The following is a 23,639-nucleotide window of genomic DNA, read 5'->3' as shown; positions in this document are numbered from 1 at the left end:
GATCATATCTGCGAATAATGTACCGCTGCACAACGGCCCATTCAAGAGGTCTTGAAGGTTTAACCTAGAGGCAACATGATCTGACCTGGAATAAAGCGCGCGGGGAGCTGCTACACAGATGTTGTGCCGTCATCTAGCGATACACTGTGTGGGTCATTCACCAGAGGGAGCGCACCATGGCATGGTTCGAACGGGAGTTCATCGCCGTCCCGGAACAGCACAAGAACCAGCTGATCTACAAGTGGCCCGACCCCAGCATCCGGCGCTACAGCCGCGCCGTCGTCAATGCCGACGAGATCGCGCTGTTCGTCAAATCCGGTCAGCTCATCGCCACCATGGGACCGGGGCGGCACCGGATCGACGCCGACGAACTGCCCATTCTGGGCGCCCTCGTCGATACCCTCACCGGCGGCAATTTCTATCGGGCCGAGCTGTACTTCGTCTCCACCCGCGAGTTCCCCGGCCTCAAATTCGGCGGGCGCCTGGCCGATATCGCCGATCCGGTCAGCGAACAGGTGCTGACCCTGCGCGCCTTCGGCGAGTTCGCGCTGTCGGTGCGTGATCCCGCGGAGCTGATCACCACCCTCGCCGGCACCGCCGACCTCGGCACACCCTCTACCCTGCAGGGCTGGGCGGCCGAATTTCTGCTCAAATCCATGAAGATCGCTGTCACACAGGGGATCTCACGCGGCGAGTGGCCGGTGCTGGGCCTGTCGGCACACCTGGAGGCGATCGAGACGGCCGTCCTGCGACAGACCAACCTCACCCTGTACGAATACGGCCTGCGCATCACCCGCATGGGCAATTTCGACATCACCCCCGCCCCCGAGGACGCGGACCGTCTCAAACGGCTCGCCAAGGACACCACCTACATCCGCCTCACCGGCGACTTCCAGCGCTATGCCGCGGGTGAACTGGCTCTCGGCGCGGGCCAGGGCCTGGCCCGCGGCGTCACCGACACCGGATTCCTCGGCGCCACAATGGGATTGAGCGCCATCCAGCAGCAGGCGAACAACTGGACGACGCGATCGGCCGCGCCGCCCGCCGACACCGCACCGCCGAGAGTCTGCACCGGGTGCCGGACCCACAATCAGGCGGCCGCCCGATTCTGCATGAGCTGCGGCACCGAACTCGCCGCCGCACACCGCTGCCGGCACTGCGCCGCGTCACTGCCGGGCACTGCGAAGTTCTGCCATAACTGCGGAAATCCTTCTGCGTCCTGATAACGCCGCTCACCACCGGCTACCAGCTTTCAAGAAGCCCGGACATCCGAAGCTGTCGACACCGCTCGTGTGAGGGGTTGTCGACAGCTTCAGCGGCAGCGCGCACCGTGCCCGGCCGCAGCCCTTTCCCGGACCGTCCCGGTCAGCCCGCGAGCGGGGTGGTGCCCGAGTCGCTGCCGTTGATCATGCTGCGGACCTGACGGGCCGCCACCGAGAGGGTGGCGATGTCATAGGTTGCGGCGGTGAAGATTTCGGCAATGCAGGCGCGGGTGCGGGCCAGGCGGGCGCGGTTGACGGACTCCCAGTAGGCGATCTTCTCCGCGGGATCGTCGTCGGGCTGGGTGGTGCGCAGGACATCGAGGGTCAGCGAGCGCAGGGAACCGTAGAGATCGTCGCGGACCGCCAGGCGGGCGAGGGTGCGCCAGCGGTCGGTGCGTTCGAGGCCGACCACGGCATCGAGCAGGCGCTGGATTTCGAAATGCTGGTCGAGGGCGTAGTAGAGGGCGGCCACCTCCTGGGGTTCGCGGTCGGCGATCTCGGCGATATCGATGACGTCGAGCAGAGGGAACCGATAGATGAGCATGCAGACCTCCTCCGCGAGCGCACGCGGCGCACCCCGCTCGATCGGGCCGTGCGAACGCGCGAGAATATCGTCCGCGATATCGCCGGGCTGCCAGGCCGGCACCTGAATGCTCAAGCCCTGCACCACATCCCGGTAGCGGGCGAGATCGGCGCCGATCGCGACGGGCTGCGGGCGATTGGTCAGCAGCCAGCGCGAGGCGCGGTCGAGGGTGCGCTTGGTCTCCAGCTCCAGTTCGTCCCGGACAGCTGTCGGCATCGGCGCGGTCCGGATGCGCTGCCACAGATCGTGCAGATCGAAGATCTCGACAACAACGGTGAAGGCGCGCACGACATCGTCCGCCGTGACACCCATCTCCTCCGCCAGGCGGAAGACGTACGTGGTGCCGCCGTAGTCGACCACCCGGTTGACCACGGTCGTGACCACGATCTCGCGGCGCAGCGGGTGGCGCTGCAGGGCCGCCCCGAAGTGCTCCCGCAGCGGTGCGGGGAAGTACTCCGGCAGCACCGCGGCGAATGCCGGACTGTCCGGCAGATCTCCGGCCAGCAGCTCGTTCTTCAGGGAAAGCTTCACGTGCGCAAGCAGATTCGCCAGCTCCGGGGAGGACAGACCGGCCCCCTCGGCAATGCGCTCGCGCATCTCCGCATCGGACGGGAGCCCTTCCAGTGCGCGGTCGAGACCGTCGCGGGCCTCCAACCGGGTCAGCAACCGCCGATGGACGGCCGCCATCTGCACGGCGTGCGCGCGCGAGATACCCAGCCGGAAATTCTGGGAGACATTGTCCCGCAGCACCAATGCCGCGACCTCATCGGTCATCGACGCCAGCAGCGGGTTGCGCTCGGCCGCGAGCAGCTCACCGGCCGAGATCGCCCCGTCCAGCAGCACCTTGATATTCACCTCGTGATCGGAGCAGTCCACACCGGCCGAATTGTCGAGGGCATCGGTGTTCATCTTGCCGCCGCGCCGGCAGAATTCGATGCGGCCCAGTGCGGTCGCGCCGAGATTGCCGCCCTCGCCGATCACCTTGACCCGCAACTCATCCGCGCTGACGCGCACCGCGTCATTGGACTTGTCGCCGACCTCGGCATCGGTCTCGGCACAGGATTTGATGTACGTGCCGATGCCGCCGTTCCACAGCAGATCCACCGGTGCACGCAGGATCGCACGGATCAGTTCCGGCGGAGACACCGTCTCCACCCCGGCCTCGATGCCGAGTGCCGCGCGCACCTCGGCGCTGACCGGGATCGCCTTGGCGCTCCGGTCGAACACGCCGCCGCCCGCACTGATGATCGCGCGGTCGTAGTCGGCCCAGGACGAGCGCGGCAGCGCGAACATCCGCTCCCGCTCCGCGTACGAGTCAGCCACGTGCGGATTCGGATCCAGGAAGATGTGGCGGTGATCGAATGCCGCGATCAGGCGGATGTGCCGGGACAGCAGCATGCCGTTACCGAAGACGTCACCACTCATATCGCCGACGCCGGCAACCGTGAACTCCGTTGTCTGCGTATCTGTGTCCAGCTCGGCGAAATGCCGTTTCACGCTCTCCCACGCACCGCGCGCGGTGATGCCCATGCGCTTGTGGTCGTATCCCACCGAACCGCCCGAGGCGAACGCGTCACCGAGCCAGAAACCGTACTGCTGCGCAACATCATTGGCGATATCGGAGAAGGTCGCCGTGCCCTTGTCCGCGGCGACCACCAGATAGGTGTCGTCACCGTCGCGGCGTCGCACCCGCGCGGGCGGGACCACCCGGCCGGTGGCGCGGTCCACATTGTCGGTCACATCGAGCAGGCCGGAAATGAAGGTGCGATAGCAGGCGATACCTTCGGTCTGCAGGGCCTGGCGGTCGGCGGCCGGGTCGGCGGTGGCCGCCGGTGGGCGTTTCACCACGAAACCGCCCTTGGCGCCGACGGGGACGATCACCGCGTTCTTCACCGCCTGAGCCTTCACCAGGCCCAGGATCTCGGTGCGGAAGTCTTCCAGGCGCTCCGACCAGCGCAACCCGCCGCGCGCGACGGGACCGAAGCGCAGGTGCACGCCCTCGACCCGGGGTGAGTACACGAAGATCTCGAATTGCGGTCGCGGCTTGGGCAATTCGGCGATCCGGCGCGGATCGAACTTGAACGAGAGGCATTCGGGCGCCTCGCCGTTCGCCGCGATCCGGTAGTAGTTCGTGCGCAGTGTCGCCTGAACCAGTCCGAGGATCGCACGCAGAATCCGATCGGTATCCAGGTTCACCGCCGCGTCGATCTCGGCCTGCAGTGCCTCCACGAGTTCGCTTGCCCGAGCGGCATTCTCGGAATCCTCGCCGTCCGGGTCGAAATAGACCTCGAACAGTTCGGCGAACAGCCGCGACGCGACCGGATGCGCGAGCAGCACCCGGGTGATATTGCCGTAGGTGTAGGCGAAACCGGCCTGCTGCAGGTACTTCGCGTACGCGCGCAGAACGGAGATCCGGCGCCAGTGCAGCCCGGCGCGCACCACGAGCTCATTGAGGTGATCGACCTCCCCCCTGCCGAACCACATGGCGGCGACCGCATCGGCGAAGCGGCGGCGAATACTGTTCTCCGGCAGGGCCGGAACGCCGGAGTCATCGGGACCGGCTTCCAGCTCGGACTCCTCGACGGCGCCGAGCAGATCGGCGGGCACCCGCAGCCGGAAGTCGTAGATCCAGTGCCGGGTCCCGTCCGGCAGGACCAGTTCGTGGGGGCGTTCGTCGAGGACCTCCATCCCGAGGCTGTGCAGCATGGGCAGCACGCGGCTGAGCGAGGCGCCCTCGCCCTCCACATACAGCGCGCACTGCCAAACGCCCGGTTGGGCACCGGGGATCCGGTAGAGGTGCGTATCGATCGCCGCGGCGCCCAGGCGGCGCAGGCGCTGGAGATCGGCGAGCGCCCGGATCGGTTCGTACTCCTGCTGATAACCGAGCGGGAAGGCCGCCGCGTACTCCTTGACGACCGCGGCCGACACCGCCGGCGATCCGGCGGCCGCCGCCAGCAATCGGTCGCCCCAGGTCCGGGTGGTGGCGAACAGCAGCGATTGGATTCGCTCGCGGACGGATTCGGAGGTATCGGCCGGCGGCGCGTCGGCGCGTCGGTGCACCGTGAAATACACGACGGCCAGCTCCGATTCGGTCGCCCGGGCGGAGTAGTCGATCAGTTCACCCTCGAGCTCGGTTCGCAGAATCTCCTGCATGCGCAGCCGGACCTCGGTCGAGTACCGGTCGCGCGGGAGATAGACCAGGCAGTAGAGAGCACTGCTGCGCGCATCCGGTCGGATGAACAGCCGCACCTGCCGGCGCATACCCGAACTTGTCACCGCGGAGACTGTTTCGAAGAGGCGGCGGGCATCGGTGGCGAACAGTTCGACCCGGGGAAAGGTCTGCAGCAGTTCCAGCAGGGCTTGGCCGGAGAACGAATTCAACCCGAAGCCCGCCCATTCCACGACCTGGCGCACGCGCGGGGCGATGACCGGGATATCGAGGATGTTCTCGTGCTGACCGGTCACGGTGAAGGTGCCGACGAAGACATGTTCACCGCGCACCCGGGGCGGCGCGGAAGGTACTGCGTCATCGACGCCCGGCACCTTGCCGCCGTAGTCGGCGACGCTGACGATGAACCCGTCGGGCGAGCCGGGCAGGACCGAATCCAGTGCGACGCCGGACAATCGGAGCACCGGGCGGCGCGCACCGAGCAACGGCACCTCGATCTCGGCGCCGTGCCGCTCCCCCAGCACGCCCATGGCCATTCTCGGCGCCGGGGTGTCCTCGGTCGCCGCCGTGGCGGGGTAGTAGCCGTAGCCGAGCAGTGTGTAGCGATCGTCCACCAGCCAGCGCAGCAGCTGTGCGCACTCCGGAACGTCCTGTCCCTCCGACCATTCCACCCAGCGATCCAGATGGTCCGCGACTGCGCGCATGGCATCGCCCATGGATCGGGTGTCGCGATCGGTCTGCCGCAGCAGGGCCAGCAGTGCGGGCAGCAGCTGCTCGATGCGATCGAGGGTCTGCGCACCGACGGCCGGATCGAGTTGTACATGCATCCATGATTCGGCGACCGCATGGTCGCCCGTGGACGGCCGAGCACCGCTGTCCGAGGGGGCGAGCGCCCGCAGCCTGCCCCGGGCATCGCGCAGCACGGTGAACACCGGATGGACGACCTCGATCGCGGGTGCGCCCAGCCGGCGCACCGCCGCGGTCACCGAGTCGACCAGCAGCGGCATATCGTCGTTCACGATCTGGATCGCCGGGCCCAGTTCGCTGCCGTCCGCCGGCCGGTAGACCCGGGTGACCGCGGCGCCCGGTTTGCGCACGGCCGCGAGTTCGAGGTGGTGGCGGAAGATGCGCTCAGCGCGGTCGGTCGCCTTCGGCGCGCTCGCACCGGGCTCGATCCAGCGGAAGTAGACCGCCTCCAGGTCGGTGGGGTCGTCACGAAATCGCGTCCAGGACACCGTCTGCTGGGTGGTTGCCACGGCGATCACACCTTCCAGAATCGAAAAGCGTACCTGCTTCTCGGAGAATTAGACGTAACTGATGTGCCGTTACTTAACGGCACGTTGAAAGTGTAGCAAACTTCCACACCCAAGACCCCGGTCGCGCCGGAGCACCCGGGCGGCGCCTCATGCGGCCAATCCGGACCTGATCAGAAATGTCTGTGCGGCAACACGATTGACGAAGGTCGCCGTCTCCATCCGCACACCCGTGCGGGTATCGGCGTACCACACGGCCGCCTCGGGGCCGATCGCCACGAACAGAGTCCCGTCGGCGATGACGGCCGGACCGGCCGCCCGCCAGCGGCGCACATCATCCGACAGCCGGGCCGGATCCTCGACCTGTACCGAGAACGTCAGATCACGGCCGCCGACGATACCGCCGAACAGCAAGCCGTTACCGGCAGGGATCACGCACTGCACCACCGCCTGAGAGGCGCCGCCGCAGGTCGCCGCCGCACGCAGCGATCCCGGTAAGGTCTCGCGCACCGTCGGCTGCCCGATCGGGGGCAGACCGGGCGAACAGCACACGGCGACGGTGACCACCGCGGCCAGCAGTGCCGCGATACCCACCAGCGTGACCCACCACTGCCCGACAGCCGAGACTGCCCGCTCCACCAGTGGCGCCACAGCGCTCAGCGGAGGTGCCACGCCCACCGCCGTGGCCGCGGCCGCCGTGCCCAGCAACGCGGCGCCGACCTCGCGCAGGGGCGCACCGCAGTGCGCGCAGAGAGAGTCGGCACCGCTATTGCGGTGCAGGCAGTATTGGCACAGCAGCGCCGGGGCCGTCATTGGCCCGTGATCGCTATCGAGGAGACGGCTACGGTATTGATCGCCGGATCACCCTTGGACTGCAGCACGGTCAGCACGATGCGCGACGCGCTCACCGGCGGACTCAGTTTGGTGACGACGAGGGTGCGCTGATCGAGGGTCTGCTGGACGTATCGGGAGGCATTGGCATCGTCGAACTGGTACGAAACCCGGCTGGCGGTGCGGTATTTCGTCCACTGATCGACTCCGTCGGAGCCGAGATCGTCGAAACCGGGAACGATGCCGATCGAATCGATCCGATAGGTGTGACCGAGATCGATGGTCAGCACCTGTCCGTCTATCTTGAAGGCGCGCACGCACAACCACGCTTTCCCCTGTCCGGCAAAGGCATCCATGCCCGCGGTGCTGCCTGCGGGGCAGTGCGCCTGCGCCGATTTCACCTGAAGTGCGGTGCTGGCGGCGGGCGCGGTGGTGGTCGGCGGATTCGCCGCGGCCGAAGTCGGTGCGGCGGTGGCGATCACCACCGAATTGGAGGGTGGCGATCCCCCGCCCGATACGAGAACCAGCACCACGATCACCGCCAGCACGGCGCCGATCGCCAAGGCCACCTTCGGCTTTCGCACCATTGCCAGCACGCTGCGCATGCGGTCGGCGGAACCGGGCACGACCGGGCGCGGCCGAGGTCCTTCACCCGCGGCCGCATCCGGGTCCCCGCGTAATCGCGCCGGATCGAACCCGGCGAAGTCCGGCCCGAATTCCTCCGGCGCACTGCCCTCGCCCGCACCGGCGTTGAGCAGGGCCAGAATTCGCTCACTGGCTTTCGGGCCGTCCGCCCCCGGCTGCGGCGGAACCTCGAATTCTTCCGGAAAATCTGGTTCCGCGGAGTTCGCCGTTCCGGTCTCGGATTCCGCCGGCGCGCCGAACGACGGGTCGGAAAGCAGCGCCTCCAGGACCGCGCCTCTGTGCCGGAGAAAGATATCTCCGGGGTCCTCGTCTGGCATGCACGAAATGGTATCCGTGCTGGTCGGCGTCTCGAGCGGCCATTGTTCCCAGGGCCGGGAACCTGCCCTGCCGGATCAGGGTTTCTGTTCCCCGGTGACGAAATACTCCGGGGGCACATCGAATACGCGGGCCAGGGCGATGATCAAATCGAGCCGGGGTATCGCATCACCGTGCATGAGGCGATACAGGCCCGACTGGGAGACGGCCACATCGGGATAGGCCAATTCCAGGTGCTGCGCCAGCGAATACAGCGTCAGCGATCGGGTGGCGCCGTCTTCGGTCGAGACCATGGATTCGGAGATCAACTCCGAGAGGCGCCTCGAGAAGATCGCGGCGGCGGCCTGACGCGGCGTGAGTTCATCCGCCTCGCCGGGCGCCGCACCGTCGCCGGCGTCCGGCCCGAAATCCGTTCCCACATCGACAGACATTACGGCTCACATTCCTTCTTTTCCCGCGCCGACCATCGGCTGCGACGCCGAGACCGGCGGCACCGGTTCGGCGACCGGCGCGGAATCCGGAGCGGGCGAATCGAAGTAGCGGGTCTCCCCCCGCGGCTCGATCAGCTCGACCCGGACGGTCCGCATCGGAATACTGACGTCCACGGTGGTCGAATCCACCTGGTGGATAGCGAGATCGGCCGTGCGCCGCCGCGGATTGCCCGGATCACCGATCGTGACCGTGGTCTGCGCGCCCGAGGCCTGCGGCGGTAGCTGATCGAACACCGCGATCGTGGCGAGGCCACCGCCGGACGTCGCCGCCGCACCGGGGCCGGGGGCCAACCGCAGCGAGGCCGGATCTCCGACCGCCGCCACCAGCTGCCGCCACCGGTCCGGGCGCGCGGAATGCACCTCCACGGCCGCGCCGACCACCATGGCCCGCAGGATGATCTGCTGCGCCACCGGGAGCAGGGCGCGCACATCGATACTGCGCTGACGGGGATGAAAATGCGCCGGGTCGAACAGCGGTAAAGCCAAGGTGTGCTGCGGTTTTCCGCTGATGGCACCGAGTATCTGACCATTGGGCCCGATCGGCACCACCAGCTCGGCGAGGATGCCGGCGGGGCCGATATGGCGCTCCGGATCGTCCTGCGACAGCGTCCGCGACGAGGTGGGGCCCGGGAGGGTGGCGAGCAGCGCCGTCGACTGCCGTCCCGGTAGCGGCCGCAGATAGTCCGGCGGCGCATCGGTCACGGCGGGTCCGACGAATCGGACGACGCCGCGCGGTCCACTCGCATCGGCGGTGAGGCTGACCACCACGGTCGTGCGGCCGCGATTCCAGCTCCAGCAATCATCCAGGCCGGCCGTGCCGACCTTCGTCCAGTCGATGAGAAAGCTGGTGACATAGCGGCCGGGCACCGCCGATTCCAGATGGCGCCAGGACTCCTGCAATTCCGATGTGTCGATACCCGTCTGCAAGAGGTCCATCGCCTCGCGCACGGCGGCGGCCGGCAGCGCGTGCGCGGCGATACCCTGCTCCCGCAGGCGTCCGGCGATCCGGTGCGCCGCGGTGGCCAGCGCGCGCGGCGCGGAGACTGCCGCCGGGCCACGCCTGCTGAGCGCCACCAGGTTTCGCTGCTGGTCCAGGCGGATCACCAGCCAGGTGAGCCGGTCGCCGACCACCGGCTGCGATCCGATCAGCTGGTCGTAGAGCATGCTGTACTCGCCCGCGGAACGCACGCGCTGGCCCGTGGTCACAATGTCTATGTCGACGGTGATGCCGTACTGCTCCAGCAGCGGCAGCAGTGCTTCGACCGGAACGGTGTCCTCGGTGTAGACGGTGTCCTCGGCAATGACGGTAGGCAGGTCGAGGTCCGGTGCGAGCTGAATCATCGCGACCAGCACCGCATCTCCGATCTGGACGCCGCAGACCCCCGCGACCACCTCGATATCACGAATGACCGAGTGGGACAGAAGCTTCCGGGCCCGCGCCGTACGGCCGAGGCGGTATTCGCCCCAGGCGAGCAACCACCGCACGCTCGTTCGCCCGCGCAGCGGGACGGTCACCGTTGCCAGCAGCACCGAGGCCGTCACCAGGACGGCCCACCACGGGGTCCGGGTCATCATGACGGCGAGCAGCGGACCGCCGAGCACCACCACGACCGCGAGCGGGCCCGCATCGCGGCCACCGACTCGCGGGCGGGGCGCGGTCACCGCGACCTCCGCAGCATTCGCCGCCCGATATCGACGCCACACCCCAGCAGGACGGCCGCGGCCATGATGCCCGCCGCGACACCGCCGGGCCGCCAATCCTTGGGACGGGGCGCCGGGGGCATCGCCAGCGGTGTTCCGCCGAAGGAGCCGGCCGGAGGTTGCGGTGGCGTGTGATAGCCGAGCGCCGCAACGGGATCGATCACCCCGGCGCCGATCGTATTGTCGAGGCCGCGCGCCGGGGCGTGTGCGCTGGCGAGCAGGCGGGCGGAGATCTCGGCGGGCGTTTCATTCGGAAAGCGCGAACGCAGCAGTGCCGCAACGCCGCTGACGTAGGCGGCGGCGAAGGACGATCCGGCGACCGGAACCAGTTTGTCGGGTTCACCGACGCCATTGACCAGCCCGCCGCCGCCGGGTCCCAGCGACTCGATTCCGGTACCAGGCGCACCGAGCGACAACCACGGACCGAGCAGCGAATCGGGCATCGGTTCGCCGTTGGCCGTGGTGAAACCGACTGTCAGCACATCACTTCCGAACCAGCCCGGGGTCGCGACGGTTTTGACCTCCTCCCAATTGCGGGGGTCCGTGGGGTGCCCCGGATCGATGTCCGGATTCTGCTCGCACACACTGCCATTCGTATCGCCCGCGCCCGCCACGATCAATGCTCCCCGGACATGTACCGCGTAGCCGATCGCCGCCGACAGCAGGGACTGATCGATGAGTTGCTGTACCGAAACGCACACCGGCACCGAGACGGTAATCACGCCGGCGCCCAGATTCGCGGCATGCGTGATGGCCCGCGCCAGTGTCCGGGCATCGGATGCTTCCTGTTGCACCAGATCGTAATTCACCGAATTCGCGAGACTGAAAGCGCCGGAGCGCGACCGGATGGAGATGATCCGCGCGTCCGGAGCCACCCCGGTGAACCCGTCCGCCGGGTCGGCGGTCGCACCGATGATGCCGGCGATCAGCGTGCCGTGCGCATCACAATCGGTGAGACCGTCACCGCCGGCCTGCAGGTAGTCTCCCCCGCCGACAAGATTGGGCAGCCGGGGATTGGGGCCGACACCGGTGTCGATCACCGCGACCGTGACACCGCCCCCGCGGCTCAGCGATCGAGCTCGGGGCAGGTTCAGGGCCCGATCCGGCGGGGCGGGCTGCGACAGATCACTGTGCGGCAGCACGCCCGCGCCCAGACAGCCCTTGTCCTGTTTGTACGGCTGCTCCGGGCCGGGCGGCGGATCTGCCGGGGCCACGCCGAGGACCACCTGGGGTGGCTGAACGGCACTCGCCGGCGCGGCCGAGACCAGCGCCAGCGCGGTCACCGCCACCGCGTACACACCGGAAAACCGCATCAGATTCTCCGCATCGCGGTGTAGATGCCCATGATCCAGCAGGCGATCACCGGGACGGCGAGAATGAGAGCGTACTCGATCAGATCGATGATCCGCCGCGTGACCGGTGACAGCCGGACACCCGGTAGACGTTGTGCCGCAACACATGCCGTGGCCGCGGCCGCCGCGACAACCAGTGCGACGGCCACTCGGGCAGGTGCGGTGGCGTAGGCGCCGGCCAGCACGAATCCGATGCCGATCACGGTGACCGCCGACGCGGCGATCAGCGTGATCGCCTGCAGCCGATCGGGATACCACCGTGAGCGCAGCACCAGCAACCCCGCCACGGCGGCGCCGAGCACCATCTCGCGCACGCCGCCGGGACTCACTCCGGCGGCGACCACCGCCGAGCCCGCCAGCAGTACCGACACCGCGACGATGAGCCCGCGCAGACTGGTGACGGCAAGCCGGGCGCGAGCCTCGATTCCGGTACTACCGTCCCAACGTCCGGCCTCGAACTCCTCATCGCCCGCGGTTCGGGAGGATTCGGCGTCGAAGATATCGGCAAGTGTGTCCGGCGCGACCTCACTACCCGGATCCGGCAGGTCCAGCGGCCGAATTCCGGCAGCCAGAACGGCAAGTCGAGGGGCGGCGGTCAATAGCACCAGTCCGGCGAAGACTCCACCGCCGGCGACCTGACGCACGGACAGATCCAGATATGTCGCCGCGATCGCCGCCACGGCTACCGCAGATCCCAAGGCGGTCAGAGCGATCAGGGCGGCGATCCCCGCACGGGTCAGCCGCAGCATCGCGGTCGCCGCGGTCGCGAGCGTCACCGAACCGGCCGCGAAATTCGCCGCCGCGAACGGTCCCGGCCGCCCGTAGGCCGGCGGCACCAGCATCGCGGCCCCGGCGAACAGCAGCGGCAGCGCCGCCAGCGCGAGTCCCAGCCCGATTCGCGCCGGTGCCCGGCGGCGATGGTTCACCAGCGCGGCGATACCGCAGGCCGCACCGAGCAGCAGGGCGGGTAGCGCACACCAGAGCACCGAGCCGGTCCTGGTCCACGACCAGGACAGTAGTGCCGCCACCGAGAGCGCACCCGCGCCGAGCGCCGTGATTCCGGCGAGTTCCGCTGTATCGGCATCGAATTCGGCGAACTCACGCTCGTTGATCAGCGCCAGCGCATCGGTGATGTCCTCCACGACCGGCGTGAAGATCTCCGATGACTCCACCACCGTCAGCATCAGCAGGGCGCCGTCGGAGATGTCGTGATCGCCGAGGCTGCGCCAGCGCGGAATCGGCGGCTCGCCGGGTCGGGCGAGTGTCCACTGACCGTTCTCGGGGGTGAAATCGATGGCTTCGTCACCGATGGCGCCGTCGAGCACGGTCAGCAGATCGCCGATGAAGGTCTCGATGGTGAACTTCGTCGGCAGCACCACATCGACCTGATAGGTGGCTACCAGGACCGCGACGCGGGCGCGTGCCACCTCCGCCGGCTGCTGCGGCGGCGCGGCGGTCGTGGACGCTGTCATCGCCATCCCCCTCGATCTCCGCGCACGGGAACCACATTGGCCGGAAACGCATCGGCGAGTCCGGCGGCGAGCTCCTCGAAGGCCAGCGCTGTCTCTTTGGCAAGTAGTCGCAAGTCGATCTCGCCACCCTCGGCGAGGTGCGGGTCGTACGGCAGCACACAGGTGGGGCGGTGTGCGGCCTCGAACAGCTCCTCGATCCGGCCGAGTTCGACGTCCGGTTTGGCCGGATGCTGGTAGACGATCGCCACCATTGTTTTGGCGACCAGCCGGTGCAGCCCGTGGGTGTTCATCCATTCGAGGGTCGCGACCGCGCCGGTGACGCCGCGCACCGTCGCCGGAGTGACGACGACGACGGCGTCGCTGGTCTGCAGCACGGTCCCGGTCGAGGAGTCGAGAACACCTGTGCCGCAGTCGATCAGCAGCAGGTTGTAGTGCAGGCGCAGCACCTCCACCGCTTTCAGATACTCCTGACCCGAGAGCGCCTCGGTGGCCGCGGAGGTCCACGGGGAGGCGATCACGGCCAGATCCGCATTGTTGATGGAGGTGTACGACTGCACCGCGGAGAAGGCTTCCACATTCGTGGCCTGCGCGAGATCGCGCAGGGACAGACCGTAGGGGTGTCTGCCGGTGCGGCTGGGCAGATCACCGAAATCCGGATTGGCGTCGATGGCGACCACCCGATCCGGGCGCAGGTCGGCGAAGGTCGAGCCGAGGGCCGCGACCGTGGTGGTGCGGCCGACGCCGCCCTTCACATTGATGACGGCGATCTGATAGGTCGAGGTGAGCTGCCGGCGAATACGCGTGCGGCGCTCCTCGGTGCGCTGTTCGACAGGCGAGAGTCCGAGGCTGAAGCCGACCTTGTTCAGCGCACCGCGCATACCGGCGGTCGAGCGCAACTGCGCCTGCCTGCTGGCGGCGAGTTCGGCGAGCAGATCGGAGGAGGTCAGGGCGATCGGCAGCACCTGCACCTGCTCGGATTCCTGCCTGCCGACCTGGCCGGGCGACCAGGCGAGCTCGGCGGACTGCGCAACCGGTTGCGGCGCAGCGAAACCCGGAGCGGGAGCGGAGGGCGGGGCGACGTACTCGCGCGACTGCACCGGCCCGGTCGGTGAACCCACCTGCCACGACGGCGCGCCCGGCGACTGATCCATCCGAGACTGACCCGCTGCCATCGGCGGGGCGGGCTCGGGCATGTTGGGCGGCCTGCCCACGACGCCAGGGTGTGGCGGAACCGGATCCGGCTGATCCGCCGCCACGGCCGAATTCGCCGGTGCGGCCGCCGATCCCTGGGGTTCGTGGCCACGACCTCCGGCCGTGCTCTGCCATCCGCCCCCGGCGGCCTCCTCGGTCTCCATCAACTCGGCGAAGAAGACGTCGTAGCCGCCGCGGGCCGCTGCGGGCCCGACCTCGTGATCATTGGTGCTCGGCACTCGGTTCACTTCCCTCATCCTCTCGAAAATCCCAGAGGGACAATCACACTCGACTGGTTTCGAACCAACTCCGGCCGGGCAGCAGGTCGACCAGGGCGCGGATGCCCGCCTGCAGGGAGGCATCATCGCCCGGCGCGTAGGTCGACAGCACCTGTCCGTCGGCGGCCACTGTGGGGGTAACCACGATCCGCCCGGACAGGGTGTCCAGCACACTCATACACAATTCGGGAACGGCATCGGCGCCGTCGTGATGCTCGAATATCAGCACCTCCGCCCGGCGCACCACTTCACCGAGCACTCGGGTCAGGACACCGGCGGTATGTGGCGCGGCGCCCAGTTCGAGCAGTGCCCGGCGCCTGCGCCCGGGTTCGGCCGGGACGAGGGCGAGCTGATCCAGCGCCACGGTCACCGGCTCGAAAGCCAGTGCCTGCGCCGGCCCGAGTGCGGCGGACAGTGCCGCCGACAGTGCATCCAACCGCCGTTCCGCCTGGTAGACAGCCTGAATGACGATGTGGTCGTCACAACGCACCGCGAGCACATGACTGTCGGCACTGCGCACCAGGGAGAACCGCAGCATTCCGTGCCGCTCCCCGTCCAGACCGGTACCCACGACGCGCACGGCGAGCTCGGTGTCGGGCCGGTACAGGCAGTGCAGCCAGTGAACGACGACCGGGTCCACCCGGCCGTCGTTCACGATGCCGCGCGCCGTGAGTTCAGCCGCGACAACGGTATTCGCGGGGTCGTCCTCGATGCCGTAGCTGTTCGGCACCAGGGCCAGCACCGAGGGGTACGAGTCGATCTCGGCCAGGTTCTTCAGCAGCAACGCGGCGTCGACGGTCAATTCGACGGCAATGGGTTCACGGTTCATGGGGATACCGGATGGCGACGATGGAGTGAAGCCCTGACTTCCCACGCGGGAAGGCGCGGCACGCCGGGGCTACACCACCATTCATCAGTGCATCAAACCTGCGAACGAGTTGCCGCCCTTGGTATCGGTTGTCTGCATGTCGAGCCCGGCATTGTGGATGGCGATCTTCAGCGATTGCAGGGTCGAGTTGTATTGATCCAGCTTGGTGGTCAAGGCCGTCGTCGTGGCCGTGTAGCCCTCGGCAGCGGCACCCTCGAAGTCGAAAGCGTGAACCAATTGATCCCGCAGCGTCTTGATGCGCGTGACGTTCGACTCCAAAGAGTTCACAACAGTCTGCAGAGACTGCGTATGCGCAGCAAGGGCCTCAAAGTCGTACAACATGATTTTCACAGACCTTTCTTGAACATTGATGATTCTGCGACAGGGCTACGCCCACGAATTCGTGTCGACCTTCGGAGTCGGGTTCCACTGTCCGACGTCCAAATGCCCGTCGCCGCCGATGGCCGCGTTGACTCGCGACTGTCCTTCCAGATCCTGGGCGTGGACGTTCGTACCATGCTGCTTGAGCACGGTGATGACGTCCTGCAATGTGGAGCCCAGCGACTTACCTGATTGCCAGGCATTGCCCATGGCGTTCTGGACCGCCATGCCGGCCGCCGGGCTTTTCAGGGCGTTGCCGAAATCATCCTGCAGGCCTGCCAGTTTCTTGAGATCGGTCTCCAATTCCCCGAGGCAATCGGCGGTATTGTCAGCACTTCTCTGGAGTTCTGCGGGATCACCAGAAGATCTTCTCGCCATTTTATGTCCCTTTCGATGTCATACTTGCTTCGAACCCGGTGCAATTCACCGAGGACGCTGTGGGATAGCAGATTCGAAATCCGAGTCGTCGATTCCCGGCTCGAGAATTCCGGCGAGCACCGATTCGGAGGCCGATTCCTCTTCATCACGCTCGTCCTCGGCGTATTCGATGACGCCGATCGCGGGCGGCTGTTCGAGGTCCGGCACATCCTGCGCTGCCCCGGGCACGAAGACCTTCGACGACTCCTTGTCCTTGTCGCGCCGCTTCCGCATTTGAGCGTCCGGTGCGCTCGAGCCCCGGGCCACGGTCCGGGCGGGCGCTCCCGATATGGCCGGTTCGCCCACTCCGGCGCCGAATGCGCGGGTTGCCGGACCCCAGTTCGAGGGCATCCGGAAACCGGTGGACGCGCCCGGCATATCGCCGAGACCGCCGCGGAACATGCCGAGCGAAGCGGTGCCGCCCACGCCCCCGGCCCCTCCGCCCAGGGCCGGCGAAGAGGGGGACGTGCCACCGGAGCCCAGGTCCTGTGTGGACATACCGCCGTCCTGAGAACCGCCGGATCCCGGATCGGACGATGCGTTCTCCGGCGGTGACATCGACTGCAGCGCAGATGGATTCGTGGGATCCGCACCCGGGCCGCCTTGGCCCGCACCGTCGCCGGGCCCGCCACCCGCGCCGCCCGGCTGACCTCCTCCGGTCCCGCCCGGCCCCGAAGTGCCACCGGAACTCGAACCGCCGGAAGCGGTCCCGCCGGACCCGCCACCCGTGGGCGAACCTCCGGAACCCGCCGCTGATCCGCCGCCGGACAGCGCACCGGCACTGTTCCCGCCGCCGCTCCCCGGCCCGCCACCACCGGCGTAGTCACCGGCTGCGCCGCCCTGGGACGCCGGCGCGCCGTCGCCACTGACAATCTGCGGGGCGGGCAGAGGCGGCGGCAAGGAGCCGAGGGCAGCCGTCGTCTGCCCCGCGTAGGTGACCATCGCCGTGATGGCCAGGGCCCGCATCGCCTCGTACTCGAGTTCGTTTTCGGCGAGCGACGCCTGGATGCCGACCTCCGCGAGGGGGGTCGCCGCCGACAGGAGCGCAGCACCGGTCAGTGCGACAAACCTTGCTCGATTGAGGGTGATCGCCGCCACCGACGGCATCAGAGCCAGGGCCGCCGCATTGGCCTCGGCCACGGCAGCGGCGGCGATCGACGCCTGTTCGGCCACGAGAGCCTGCTCCCGTAACCAGTTGGCATGATTGCGAAATGCCTGCTGCGCCCGGTCCGCGGAAGCTCCCTGCCATCCCAGAGCCAGCGCACCCATAGACCCGTCGGACCCATTGGCGGCGGCGTTCAGGCCGGAGGCCACGGCGGCGTACGCGACGGCCGCGGCCATCATGGGCACCGGACCGGGCCCCGCCGACAGTTCCATGGAGAGCGTCAACGGGTCCGCGGACCCGCCGACCGGCGGTGAAATCATGACTCAGCTCCGAGATCAGAACGGCGGCACAGCGGTCAGACCTGCAGACCGGAAACCGATGAGACTATGGATACGCCGCCGGAAGTATCACTGAATTCATAGTCGTCGCCCACCGGAATAAGGACCTTGGCTCCGTCCAGCAAATGCGCCAATCCGGGAGTCGTGCTTCCGAAGAACGTCTCGTGATAGGAGGCCATCTTCGAAGAAGCCCATTTTCCGACTGAGTCCTGCCCTCCCGCAATCGGTTTGGCAGGACCCATTGCCGCGCCGACAAGGGAGGTCAAACTGGTGTGCGCGGCAGTGAGAGTCGCACTGACAGCTGGGAGAACTTCGGGAGAGACATTGACGTACACGGATCTTCTCCTAATCGACCGATTCCGACTGAAGGGGAGTCGTGCCGATAACGCTATGGCATTCCCACCGCTGGGAAGGCGGCTTGCACCAGGTCACGGCGGGAATGCAAGGGCTCCACGAAGATCCCGCGCCCTACGGGCTGTTTGGTCGCCTTCACATCGCCGACCAGCATGCCGTCGAGTTTCGAGCCATCCATGACGAAGCCCGAGGAATTGAGGTTCTTGATCTGCCCGAGCACGTTGTCGTACATCGCCGTATCCGCCTGCGCGATATTGCGAGCCACGATCATGTGCAGGCCGGTGTCACGCCCGTCGACGATGAGATCCTTGAGCGAGTCGAGCGGATTCATCATGCCGCGCGCCGCGACCATGTGGTAATCGTCCACGACGACGAAGATCTCCGGGCCGCTCCACCAGGAGCGCTCCTTGAGCTGCTGTGAGGTCACACCGTCCGGTGGGCGGCGGCCGCGCATTTTGGCCGCGAAACCCGGTAGCCCGTCGACCAGATCCCTTTCGCTGGTGAGGTATCCGATCAGCTGCTCTTCGGGCAGGGCGTCCAGATGCTGACGGCGGTAGTCGATCAGCAGCACGCGCGCCTGATCGGGTGTGAACCGGAAGCGGATCGATTCCAGTAGCGCGGCCAGCACCGTGGATTTCCCGCACCCGGAGGATCCGAGTACCACGAGGTGGGTGGAGACGCCGAAATCGACTGCGGCAGGGGCGAGATCGGATTCGCGAATGCCGAACGGAATGACCAGGCGCTGGGCCGCGGACACCGGCTCCGGCCGTCCCGCCATGATCTGGTCCATGGTGATCGTGCTCGGCAGCAACTTCACCTCGGGCGCTCGCCGCCCCGGATAGGTCCGGGCGATCTGATCGATCGCGGCGTTCAGGCCGGCGCCGCTGGATTCGGGGTCACCGATACCGTCGATACGCGGCAGCGCGGTAAGCATGTGCAGCGCATCGGTGGAGATGGAGCGTCCCGGGCGATTGGCGGGAATTGCCGCGACCACGCTGCGGTGTGCGGTGAAAACGGTGTCGGTGAGATCACCGAGTCGCATTTCCAGCCTGGTCTGCAGCAGATCCTTGACGGCCGGGCGGATGGCGGCCCAGCGCGAACTACTGATCACCAGGTGGATCCCGTAGTTGAGGCCTTGCAGCGCAAGCGATTCCACTATGGGCAGATACTCGTCGAAATACGGTCCACTGACGGCGAATCCGATATCCCAGCCGTCGATGACCAGGAAGACATCGCCGTGCTCGTCGCCGCGGGCAGTCAGTTGCGCGGATTCGCGCGCCGATGTCCGGCGGCGCCGGAATTCACGCATCGAATCGATACCGAGTTCGGCGAACAAGCTCTGCCGGGCATTGAGGAGATTGGTGATCAGGGCGAACGTGCGGCGTACCCGATCGACATCGCGGGCCGCGGCGATCGAACCGACATGCGGCAGACCACGCAGACCTGACAGGCCACCGGAGAAGTCCAGGCAGTAGAACTGCACCTGCTCGGGGGAATTGGTGAACGCGGCGGACATCAGCAATGTCTGCAGCGCGGTCGATTTGCCCGACTGCGGACCGCCGACGACCGCGACGTGCCCGCCGGACGCGGACAGATCCACCGACCACGTCTCCTGCCGCTGCTGGCGGGGTTTGTCGATGATCGCCCACGGCAACCGCAGGCTACCGCCCGCGACCGGCTGCACAAGTCGATCCAGGGTGGGCGGCACGCCCAGCGGAGGCAGCCACATCTTGTGCGCGGGGCGGCCGTGCCCGGCGAGCTGGAGCAGTGCGGTCTCCATGACCGTTATCGGTTCGCTCTCGGGTGCATCGGGTTCGATGATGATCGGTCCCGGCTCGACGACCGGCGCCGCCTCGACTATGGGTGCGGCCGAAAACCACTGTGGTGGACGGTATCCGCCGCTGACCCGGCGCGCCCGCTGCGGTCCTCCGGTGACGGCCTGCAGCGGCGCCGTGTAGGGCGAGCCGACGTAGGCGGCCTGGAAGCGCTGCAGATCGCCCGAGCCGACGCGCAGGTATCCGGCGCCGGGCTTCTTGGGGAGGTGATACGCGTCGGCCGTGCCGATGGCATCACGGGAGTCACTGGTCTGGTTGGTGCGCAGAGCGATTCGATACGAGAGGTGGGCCTCGAGCTCCCCCATCCGGCTGGCCGGGACCTTCTGCGAGGCCAGCAGCAGATGGATGCGCAGCGACCGGCCGAGCCTGCCGATGGCGACGAAGAGCTTGGAGAAGCTCGGATGCTGTTCCAGGAGTTCGGCGAACTCGTCGAGAATGATCAGCAGGGTGGGTAGCGGATCGAGCTGTGCGCCCTGTTCCCTGGCACGCTCGTAGTCGGCGACGCTGGCGAAGTTGCCGGCATCGCGCAGAATGCGCTGCCGCCGAGCCATTTCGCCATTGATCACGTCCTCCATACGGGTGACGAGATCGGCCTCCTCTTCCATATTGGTGACGACTGCTGTCACATGCGAGAGCCGATCGAAGCCGAGAAACGTTGCGCCGCCCTTGAAGTCGACCAGCAGCAGGTTGAGCTGATCGGGCGAGTGTGTGGCGACTGCCGAAAGTACCAGGGTACGAAGGAATTCCGACTTGCCGGAGCCGGTGGCGCCGATGCACATACCGTGCGGGCCCATACCCTCCTCGGCGGATTCCTTGATATCGAGGTACACCACCCCACCGGCCGGGTCGTAACCGAACGGAATGTTCAGCCGGGCCCGGTCACTGTCGCGGCCCCGGAGCCAGTGCCGTTCGACCCGGATATCGCCCGGATCGGTGATGCCGACCAGCTCCTCCCAGGTGGTGCCGCCGCTGGCCTGCTCCGCGGCGACCGCCTCCACCACCGTCGAAAGCCGGTAGGGCGAGATCGCCCGGGCCACAGCGGTGACACCGGCCAGCGACATACTGTCGGCGCTCCCGACGCGGCGCTTACCCCGCGCGCTGACCTCGTGCAGGGCCAAATCCGCGTCCACGGTGAAGCGGAGTGCGCGCGGCAGCGGCTGTTCGGTGACACCGAGCCGTACCCAGGTACATCCGTCGATGCCGGAGATCTCGCGTTCGTTCGCCGCGCCACCGGTGTCCACGATCAGCAGGAAGTGCTTACGCTCCAGCGAGGGTTGGCTGTTGGCCGAGAACGGGCCGCGGTTGAGCCCGGCCAGCACCTTGGCCCGCAGCTCGCCGACGCCGCGGTACACCATCCGGCTCGATCCGATGGCGTCGGTCTCGCTCGGATGCTGGGTGTGCGGCAGCCATTTCAGCCACCCCCACTCCGGGGCATCCGGATCCGACAGCACCGCGGCGATGCCGACCTGATCGGGACCGTGCAGCACAACGGCTTCCGCGACCATCGAGCGCACCAGCCCGGCCACGCCGTCGGGATCACCGTCGAAGCCGACCTCCGGTGCGGACAGCAGATTGATCGCGACCGGCATACCGCCGACAGTGGAATACGCCTTGGCGAAGCGGGTCAGTTCGACCACGCCGACCGGATCCAGATCCGAAATGGGCGCCGCCTCCGGCACGATCACCCGCACCTGATTGGCGATGCGGCCCCGGCCCACCCGCAGCCGCAGGAACTGCTGACCGGCGACCTGCACCTCCCACATGCGATGACCGCCGATCAGCCGGGCGATGGCGGCGGGCCCGGGATGGGCGTGGCGCAGATAGGTGTACAGCTCGATCTCGGAGGCGTGGACGGTCTTTCGATTATCGGTGAGGCTGCGCAGATAGTCCTTGCGCTCCTCATTGAGCGCCCCGCCCGACGCGCCGCCGCCGAGCGCTCCGCCCATCGAACCGAAGACCGAGACCAGCATCATGATCGGGAAGAACATGCTCATCGGGGAGACCGCGCCGCCGCCGCGGAACATCATGACCATCATTCCGGCCATACCGCTCATCATGACGACCGGCATGATGAGCTTGATACGGGACGGCGGAACAGGTTTCGGCAATTCGGTCGGTGGTTGCAGCCGCAACTCGGTGACGGCGGGGGCCTTGGGGCCGCGCACCATTCGGGCCGGGCGTACGAAGCGGCGAGTGGTCGTCACGGCTGTCCCACATTCAATCCGGCGGCGGCTTTATCGGTCGCGATACCGTCGTGCTGGATGCGCGCATCCTTCTGCGACAGATCCGGGCCGACCGCGAACAGCGACACAATGCTCCACGGCGCGAGGATCGGGTTGTGCAGTCCCAGCGCTGTCAGCGTCGGGTCGTCGGAGCCGTCGGGTTTCGCGTCGATCTTCGTTTCGATGCCGTAGCGGACTCCGCTGTCGGAGATCCAGAACAGCGATTCCCGTAGCGGCGACGCCGGATCCGCTCCGGTGACCCGGACATAGCGGCCGGTATCGCGGCCCAGGTAGGCGGCGTCGGCGGTACTGCCGCGCGGACCGGAACCGGTCACCAGCGGGACCGCCAGATTCTGATCATCGACCGCGAGCGGCAGTTGACGGCCGACCAGCAGCTGGGTGGCCGCATTGGGATCGGCGCTGCCGCGTGCCCAGTGATAGCAGGTGGTTCCGAACCGCTCCGGATCCAGGATGTGAACCGCGGCGGCCGGATAGGCGGCGGTGCCCGGCCAGCCACCAGGGCGCAGATTGGTCGCGATCACGTCCGGATCGACCGTCATCGTGGAGACCGATCCGCGTGAATTCGCATTGCGGATCATGGCCGCCAGCACCGAATTGATCTGCACCACACCCGATTGCGACACCAGGTAGTACGCCGCGCCGCGGTCCACCGTGGAGACCGTCAGCACCGAACCCACCGTCACCGATTCGCCGGAGGAGAGTGTTGTCATCTGCCCGGCGCCCGGAACGTCCGGCACCCGCAGTGGCGGCGCCTCCAGGATCGAGTCCACCAGACCGGCCGAGGCAGGCAATACCGGTGCGGTCGCGTCGATTCCGAGGGCCAGGGTGACAGCGGAATCACCGAGATCGATGGATGCGCGGACGACGCCGTGCTCATGGTCGGGATAGACCAGCCAGGTGGTGGAACCCTCCCGCAGCAGTCTGGCCTCCCCGTCCGCAAGCGGGCGGATCGCCTCGTTGCCGACGAGGGCGCTGCCGATCACGGTGACGCGAATCGGCGATATCCGGGTGGTCGGAAGTCCGGTGTCCTGATCGACCGGCGTGGCCGCACCGACCTTGGTGGTATCGCAGACCGCCCAGGAGGAGTCCTTGGCGCTGGGCTGGACGATACTGCCCGGGGCGCCGGGGATTCCGACCACCGGCCCGCGCGGATACTTCGCCAGTTCATCCTGGGACACCTGCACCGGATTCTCGGCCGCACCGACGATGAGCCGCGCCGAGGTCAGGTTCAATGCCGGGAACAATCGGCCACCGAGATGTACGAACAATGCCCCCGAGCCCTGCTCGGCGATAATGTGCGTATCCCCGATCTGCTTGGCGGGCTTGAAGAACGACAGCACCGCGGCCCCCGCGACGAGCAGGCAGGCCAGTACCACCCCGACCGACAGCGCGGTCGACCGGCCGCGCTGCGGATCGTCGAGCATCGAGGCGTCCCGGCGGACCAGGGCATGTTCGATGCGGCGGAACAGGAACCGCCAGCCGGAGATCTGGTGTTTGGTCACCACCCGGAACCGGGGCACAGACCATCGCTCCTTCCACAACCCTGGGATGGGCC

Annotated in this window: 16 protein-coding genes; 1 reads left to right on the top strand and 15 read right to left on the bottom strand. The window is 67.5% G+C overall.

Annotated features, from left to right (window positions below; genetic code table 11):
• Nucleotides 1-176 precede the first annotated feature (176 nt).
• Nucleotides 177-1,223, top strand: a complete 1,047-nt coding sequence (locus ABZX86_RS23490) for an SPFH domain-containing protein (protein WP_355126718.1) — start codon at nt 177-179, stop codon at nt 1,221-1,223.
• Nucleotides 1,224-1,365: 142 nt separating this feature from the next.
• Here ABZX86_RS23490 and ABZX86_RS23485 read toward each other — a convergent pair whose 3' ends face one another.
• The 15 genes from ABZX86_RS23485 to eccB all read right to left on the bottom strand — a co-directional run bounded on the left by ABZX86_RS23485 (nt 1,366) and on the right by eccB (nt 23,604).
• Nucleotides 1,366-6,270 (bottom strand): NAD-glutamate dehydrogenase, encoded by a 4,905-nt coding sequence (locus ABZX86_RS23485; protein WP_355126716.1) that lies wholly within the window; start codon nt 6,268-6,270, stop codon nt 1,366-1,368.
• A 147-nt stretch (nt 6,271-6,417) separates the two neighbouring features.
• Complete coding sequence (locus ABZX86_RS23480) at nt 6,418-7,080, bottom strand: hypothetical protein (protein WP_355126715.1); 663 nt, start codon at nt 7,078-7,080, stop codon at nt 6,418-6,420.
• On the bottom strand, nt 7,077-8,060 hold the full coding sequence (locus ABZX86_RS23475) for a discoidin domain-containing protein (protein ID WP_355126713.1): 984 nt from the start codon (nt 8,058-8,060) through the stop codon (nt 7,077-7,079). The genes ABZX86_RS23480 and ABZX86_RS23475 overlap by 4 nt, the downstream gene beginning before the upstream one ends.
• 75 nt (nt 8,061-8,135) lie before the next feature.
• The gene (locus tag ABZX86_RS23470) at nt 8,136-8,489 is read right to left on the bottom strand and encodes a helix-turn-helix transcriptional regulator (protein WP_355126711.1); all 354 of its coding nucleotides are present in this window, start codon (nt 8,487-8,489) and stop codon (nt 8,136-8,138) included.
• A gap of 6 nt (nt 8,490-8,495) precedes the next feature.
• Nucleotides 8,496-10,211, bottom strand: a complete 1,716-nt coding sequence (gene eccE / locus ABZX86_RS23465; protein WP_355126709.1) for a type VII secretion protein EccE — start codon at nt 10,209-10,211, stop codon at nt 8,496-8,498.
• Complete coding sequence (mycP, locus tag ABZX86_RS23460; protein ID WP_355126707.1) at nt 10,208-11,563, bottom strand: type VII secretion-associated serine protease mycosin; 1,356 nt, start codon at nt 11,561-11,563, stop codon at nt 10,208-10,210. Before mycP ends, eccE begins: the two co-directional genes overlap by 4 nt.
• Nucleotides 11,563-13,074 (bottom strand): type VII secretion integral membrane protein EccD, encoded by a 1,512-nt coding sequence (gene eccD, locus ABZX86_RS23455; RefSeq protein ID WP_355126705.1) that lies wholly within the window; start codon nt 13,072-13,074, stop codon nt 11,563-11,565. Before eccD ends, mycP begins: the two co-directional genes overlap by 1 nt.
• Nucleotides 13,071-14,513 carry a MinD/ParA family protein gene (locus tag ABZX86_RS23450; RefSeq protein ID WP_355126703.1) on the bottom strand — a complete coding sequence of 481 codons (1,443 nt, stop codon included), beginning with the start codon at nt 14,511-14,513 and terminating at the stop codon, nt 13,071-13,073. Before ABZX86_RS23450 ends, eccD begins: the two co-directional genes overlap by 4 nt.
• A gap of 34 nt (nt 14,514-14,547) precedes the next feature.
• Nucleotides 14,548-15,372, bottom strand: a complete 825-nt coding sequence (locus ABZX86_RS23445) for an ESX secretion-associated protein EspG (protein WP_355126702.1) — start codon at nt 15,370-15,372, stop codon at nt 14,548-14,550.
• Nucleotides 15,373-15,456: 84 nt separating this feature from the next.
• Complete coding sequence (locus tag ABZX86_RS23440) at nt 15,457-15,753, bottom strand: WXG100 family type VII secretion target (protein WP_355126864.1); 297 nt, start codon at nt 15,751-15,753, stop codon at nt 15,457-15,459.
• A gap of 45 nt (nt 15,754-15,798) precedes the next feature.
• A complete protein-coding gene (locus ABZX86_RS23435; RefSeq protein WP_355126700.1) occupies nt 15,799-16,095 on the bottom strand; it encodes a hypothetical protein in 297 nt (98 codons plus the stop codon).
• Between the two features lie 120 nt (nt 16,096-16,215).
• Nucleotides 16,216-17,634: a PPE domain-containing protein gene (locus ABZX86_RS23430; protein WP_355126698.1), complete on the bottom strand. Its 1,419-nt coding sequence runs from the start codon at nt 17,632-17,634 to the stop codon at nt 16,216-16,218.
• 35 nt (nt 17,635-17,669) lie between these two features.
• Nucleotides 17,670-17,987, bottom strand: coding sequence for a hypothetical protein (locus ABZX86_RS23425; RefSeq protein ID WP_355126696.1), 318 nt, complete (start codon nt 17,985-17,987; stop codon nt 17,670-17,672).
• A 53-nt stretch (nt 17,988-18,040) separates the two neighbouring features.
• Nucleotides 18,041-22,045, bottom strand: coding sequence for a type VII secretion protein EccCa (gene eccCa, locus ABZX86_RS23420; protein WP_355126694.1), 4,005 nt, complete (start codon nt 22,043-22,045; stop codon nt 18,041-18,043).
• Complete coding sequence (gene eccB / locus ABZX86_RS23415) at nt 22,042-23,604, bottom strand: type VII secretion protein EccB (protein ID WP_355126692.1); 1,563 nt, start codon at nt 23,602-23,604, stop codon at nt 22,042-22,044. The genes eccCa and eccB overlap by 4 nt, the downstream gene beginning before the upstream one ends.
• Nucleotides 23,605-23,639 lie beyond the last annotated feature (35 nt).

The organism is Nocardia sp. NPDC006630, from assembly GCF_040611495.1.
Classification (GTDB): domain Bacteria; phylum Actinomycetota; class Actinomycetes; order Mycobacteriales; family Mycobacteriaceae; genus Nocardia.
The sequence above is the reverse complement of the archived record's forward strand: the minus strand, read 5'-3'. Positions and strand labels throughout refer to the sequence as shown.

Excerpts from the sequence above, each read along its gene's own strand:
- mycP (WP_355126707.1), bottom strand. The coding sequence starts at position 11,563 with ATGCGGTTTTCCGGTGTGTACGCGGTGGCGGTGACCGCGCTGGCGCTG.
- ABZX86_RS23430 (WP_355126698.1), bottom strand. The coding sequence starts at position 17,634 with ATGATTTCACCGCCGGTCGGCGGGTCCGCGGACCCGTTGACGCTCTCC.
- ABZX86_RS23445 (WP_355126702.1), bottom strand. The coding sequence starts at position 15,372 with ATGAACCGTGAACCCATTGCCGTCGAATTGACCGTCGACGCCGCGTTG.
- ABZX86_RS23475 (WP_355126713.1), bottom strand. The coding sequence starts at position 8,060 with ATGCCAGACGAGGACCCCGGAGATATCTTTCTCCGGCACAGAGGCGCG.
- ABZX86_RS23440 (WP_355126864.1), bottom strand. The coding sequence starts at position 15,753 with ATGTTGTACGACTTTGAGGCCCTTGCTGCGCATACGCAGTCTCTGCAG.
- ABZX86_RS23480 (WP_355126715.1), bottom strand. The coding sequence starts at position 7,080 with ATGACGGCCCCGGCGCTGCTGTGCCAATACTGCCTGCACCGCAATAGC.
- ABZX86_RS23470 (WP_355126711.1), bottom strand. The coding sequence starts at position 8,489 with ATGTCTGTCGATGTGGGAACGGATTTCGGGCCGGACGCCGGCGACGGT.
- eccD (WP_355126705.1), bottom strand. The coding sequence starts at position 13,074 with ATGACAGCGTCCACGACCGCCGCGCCGCCGCAGCAGCCGGCGGAGGTG.
- ABZX86_RS23490 (WP_355126718.1), top strand. The coding sequence starts at position 177 with ATGGCATGGTTCGAACGGGAGTTCATCGCCGTCCCGGAACAGCACAAG.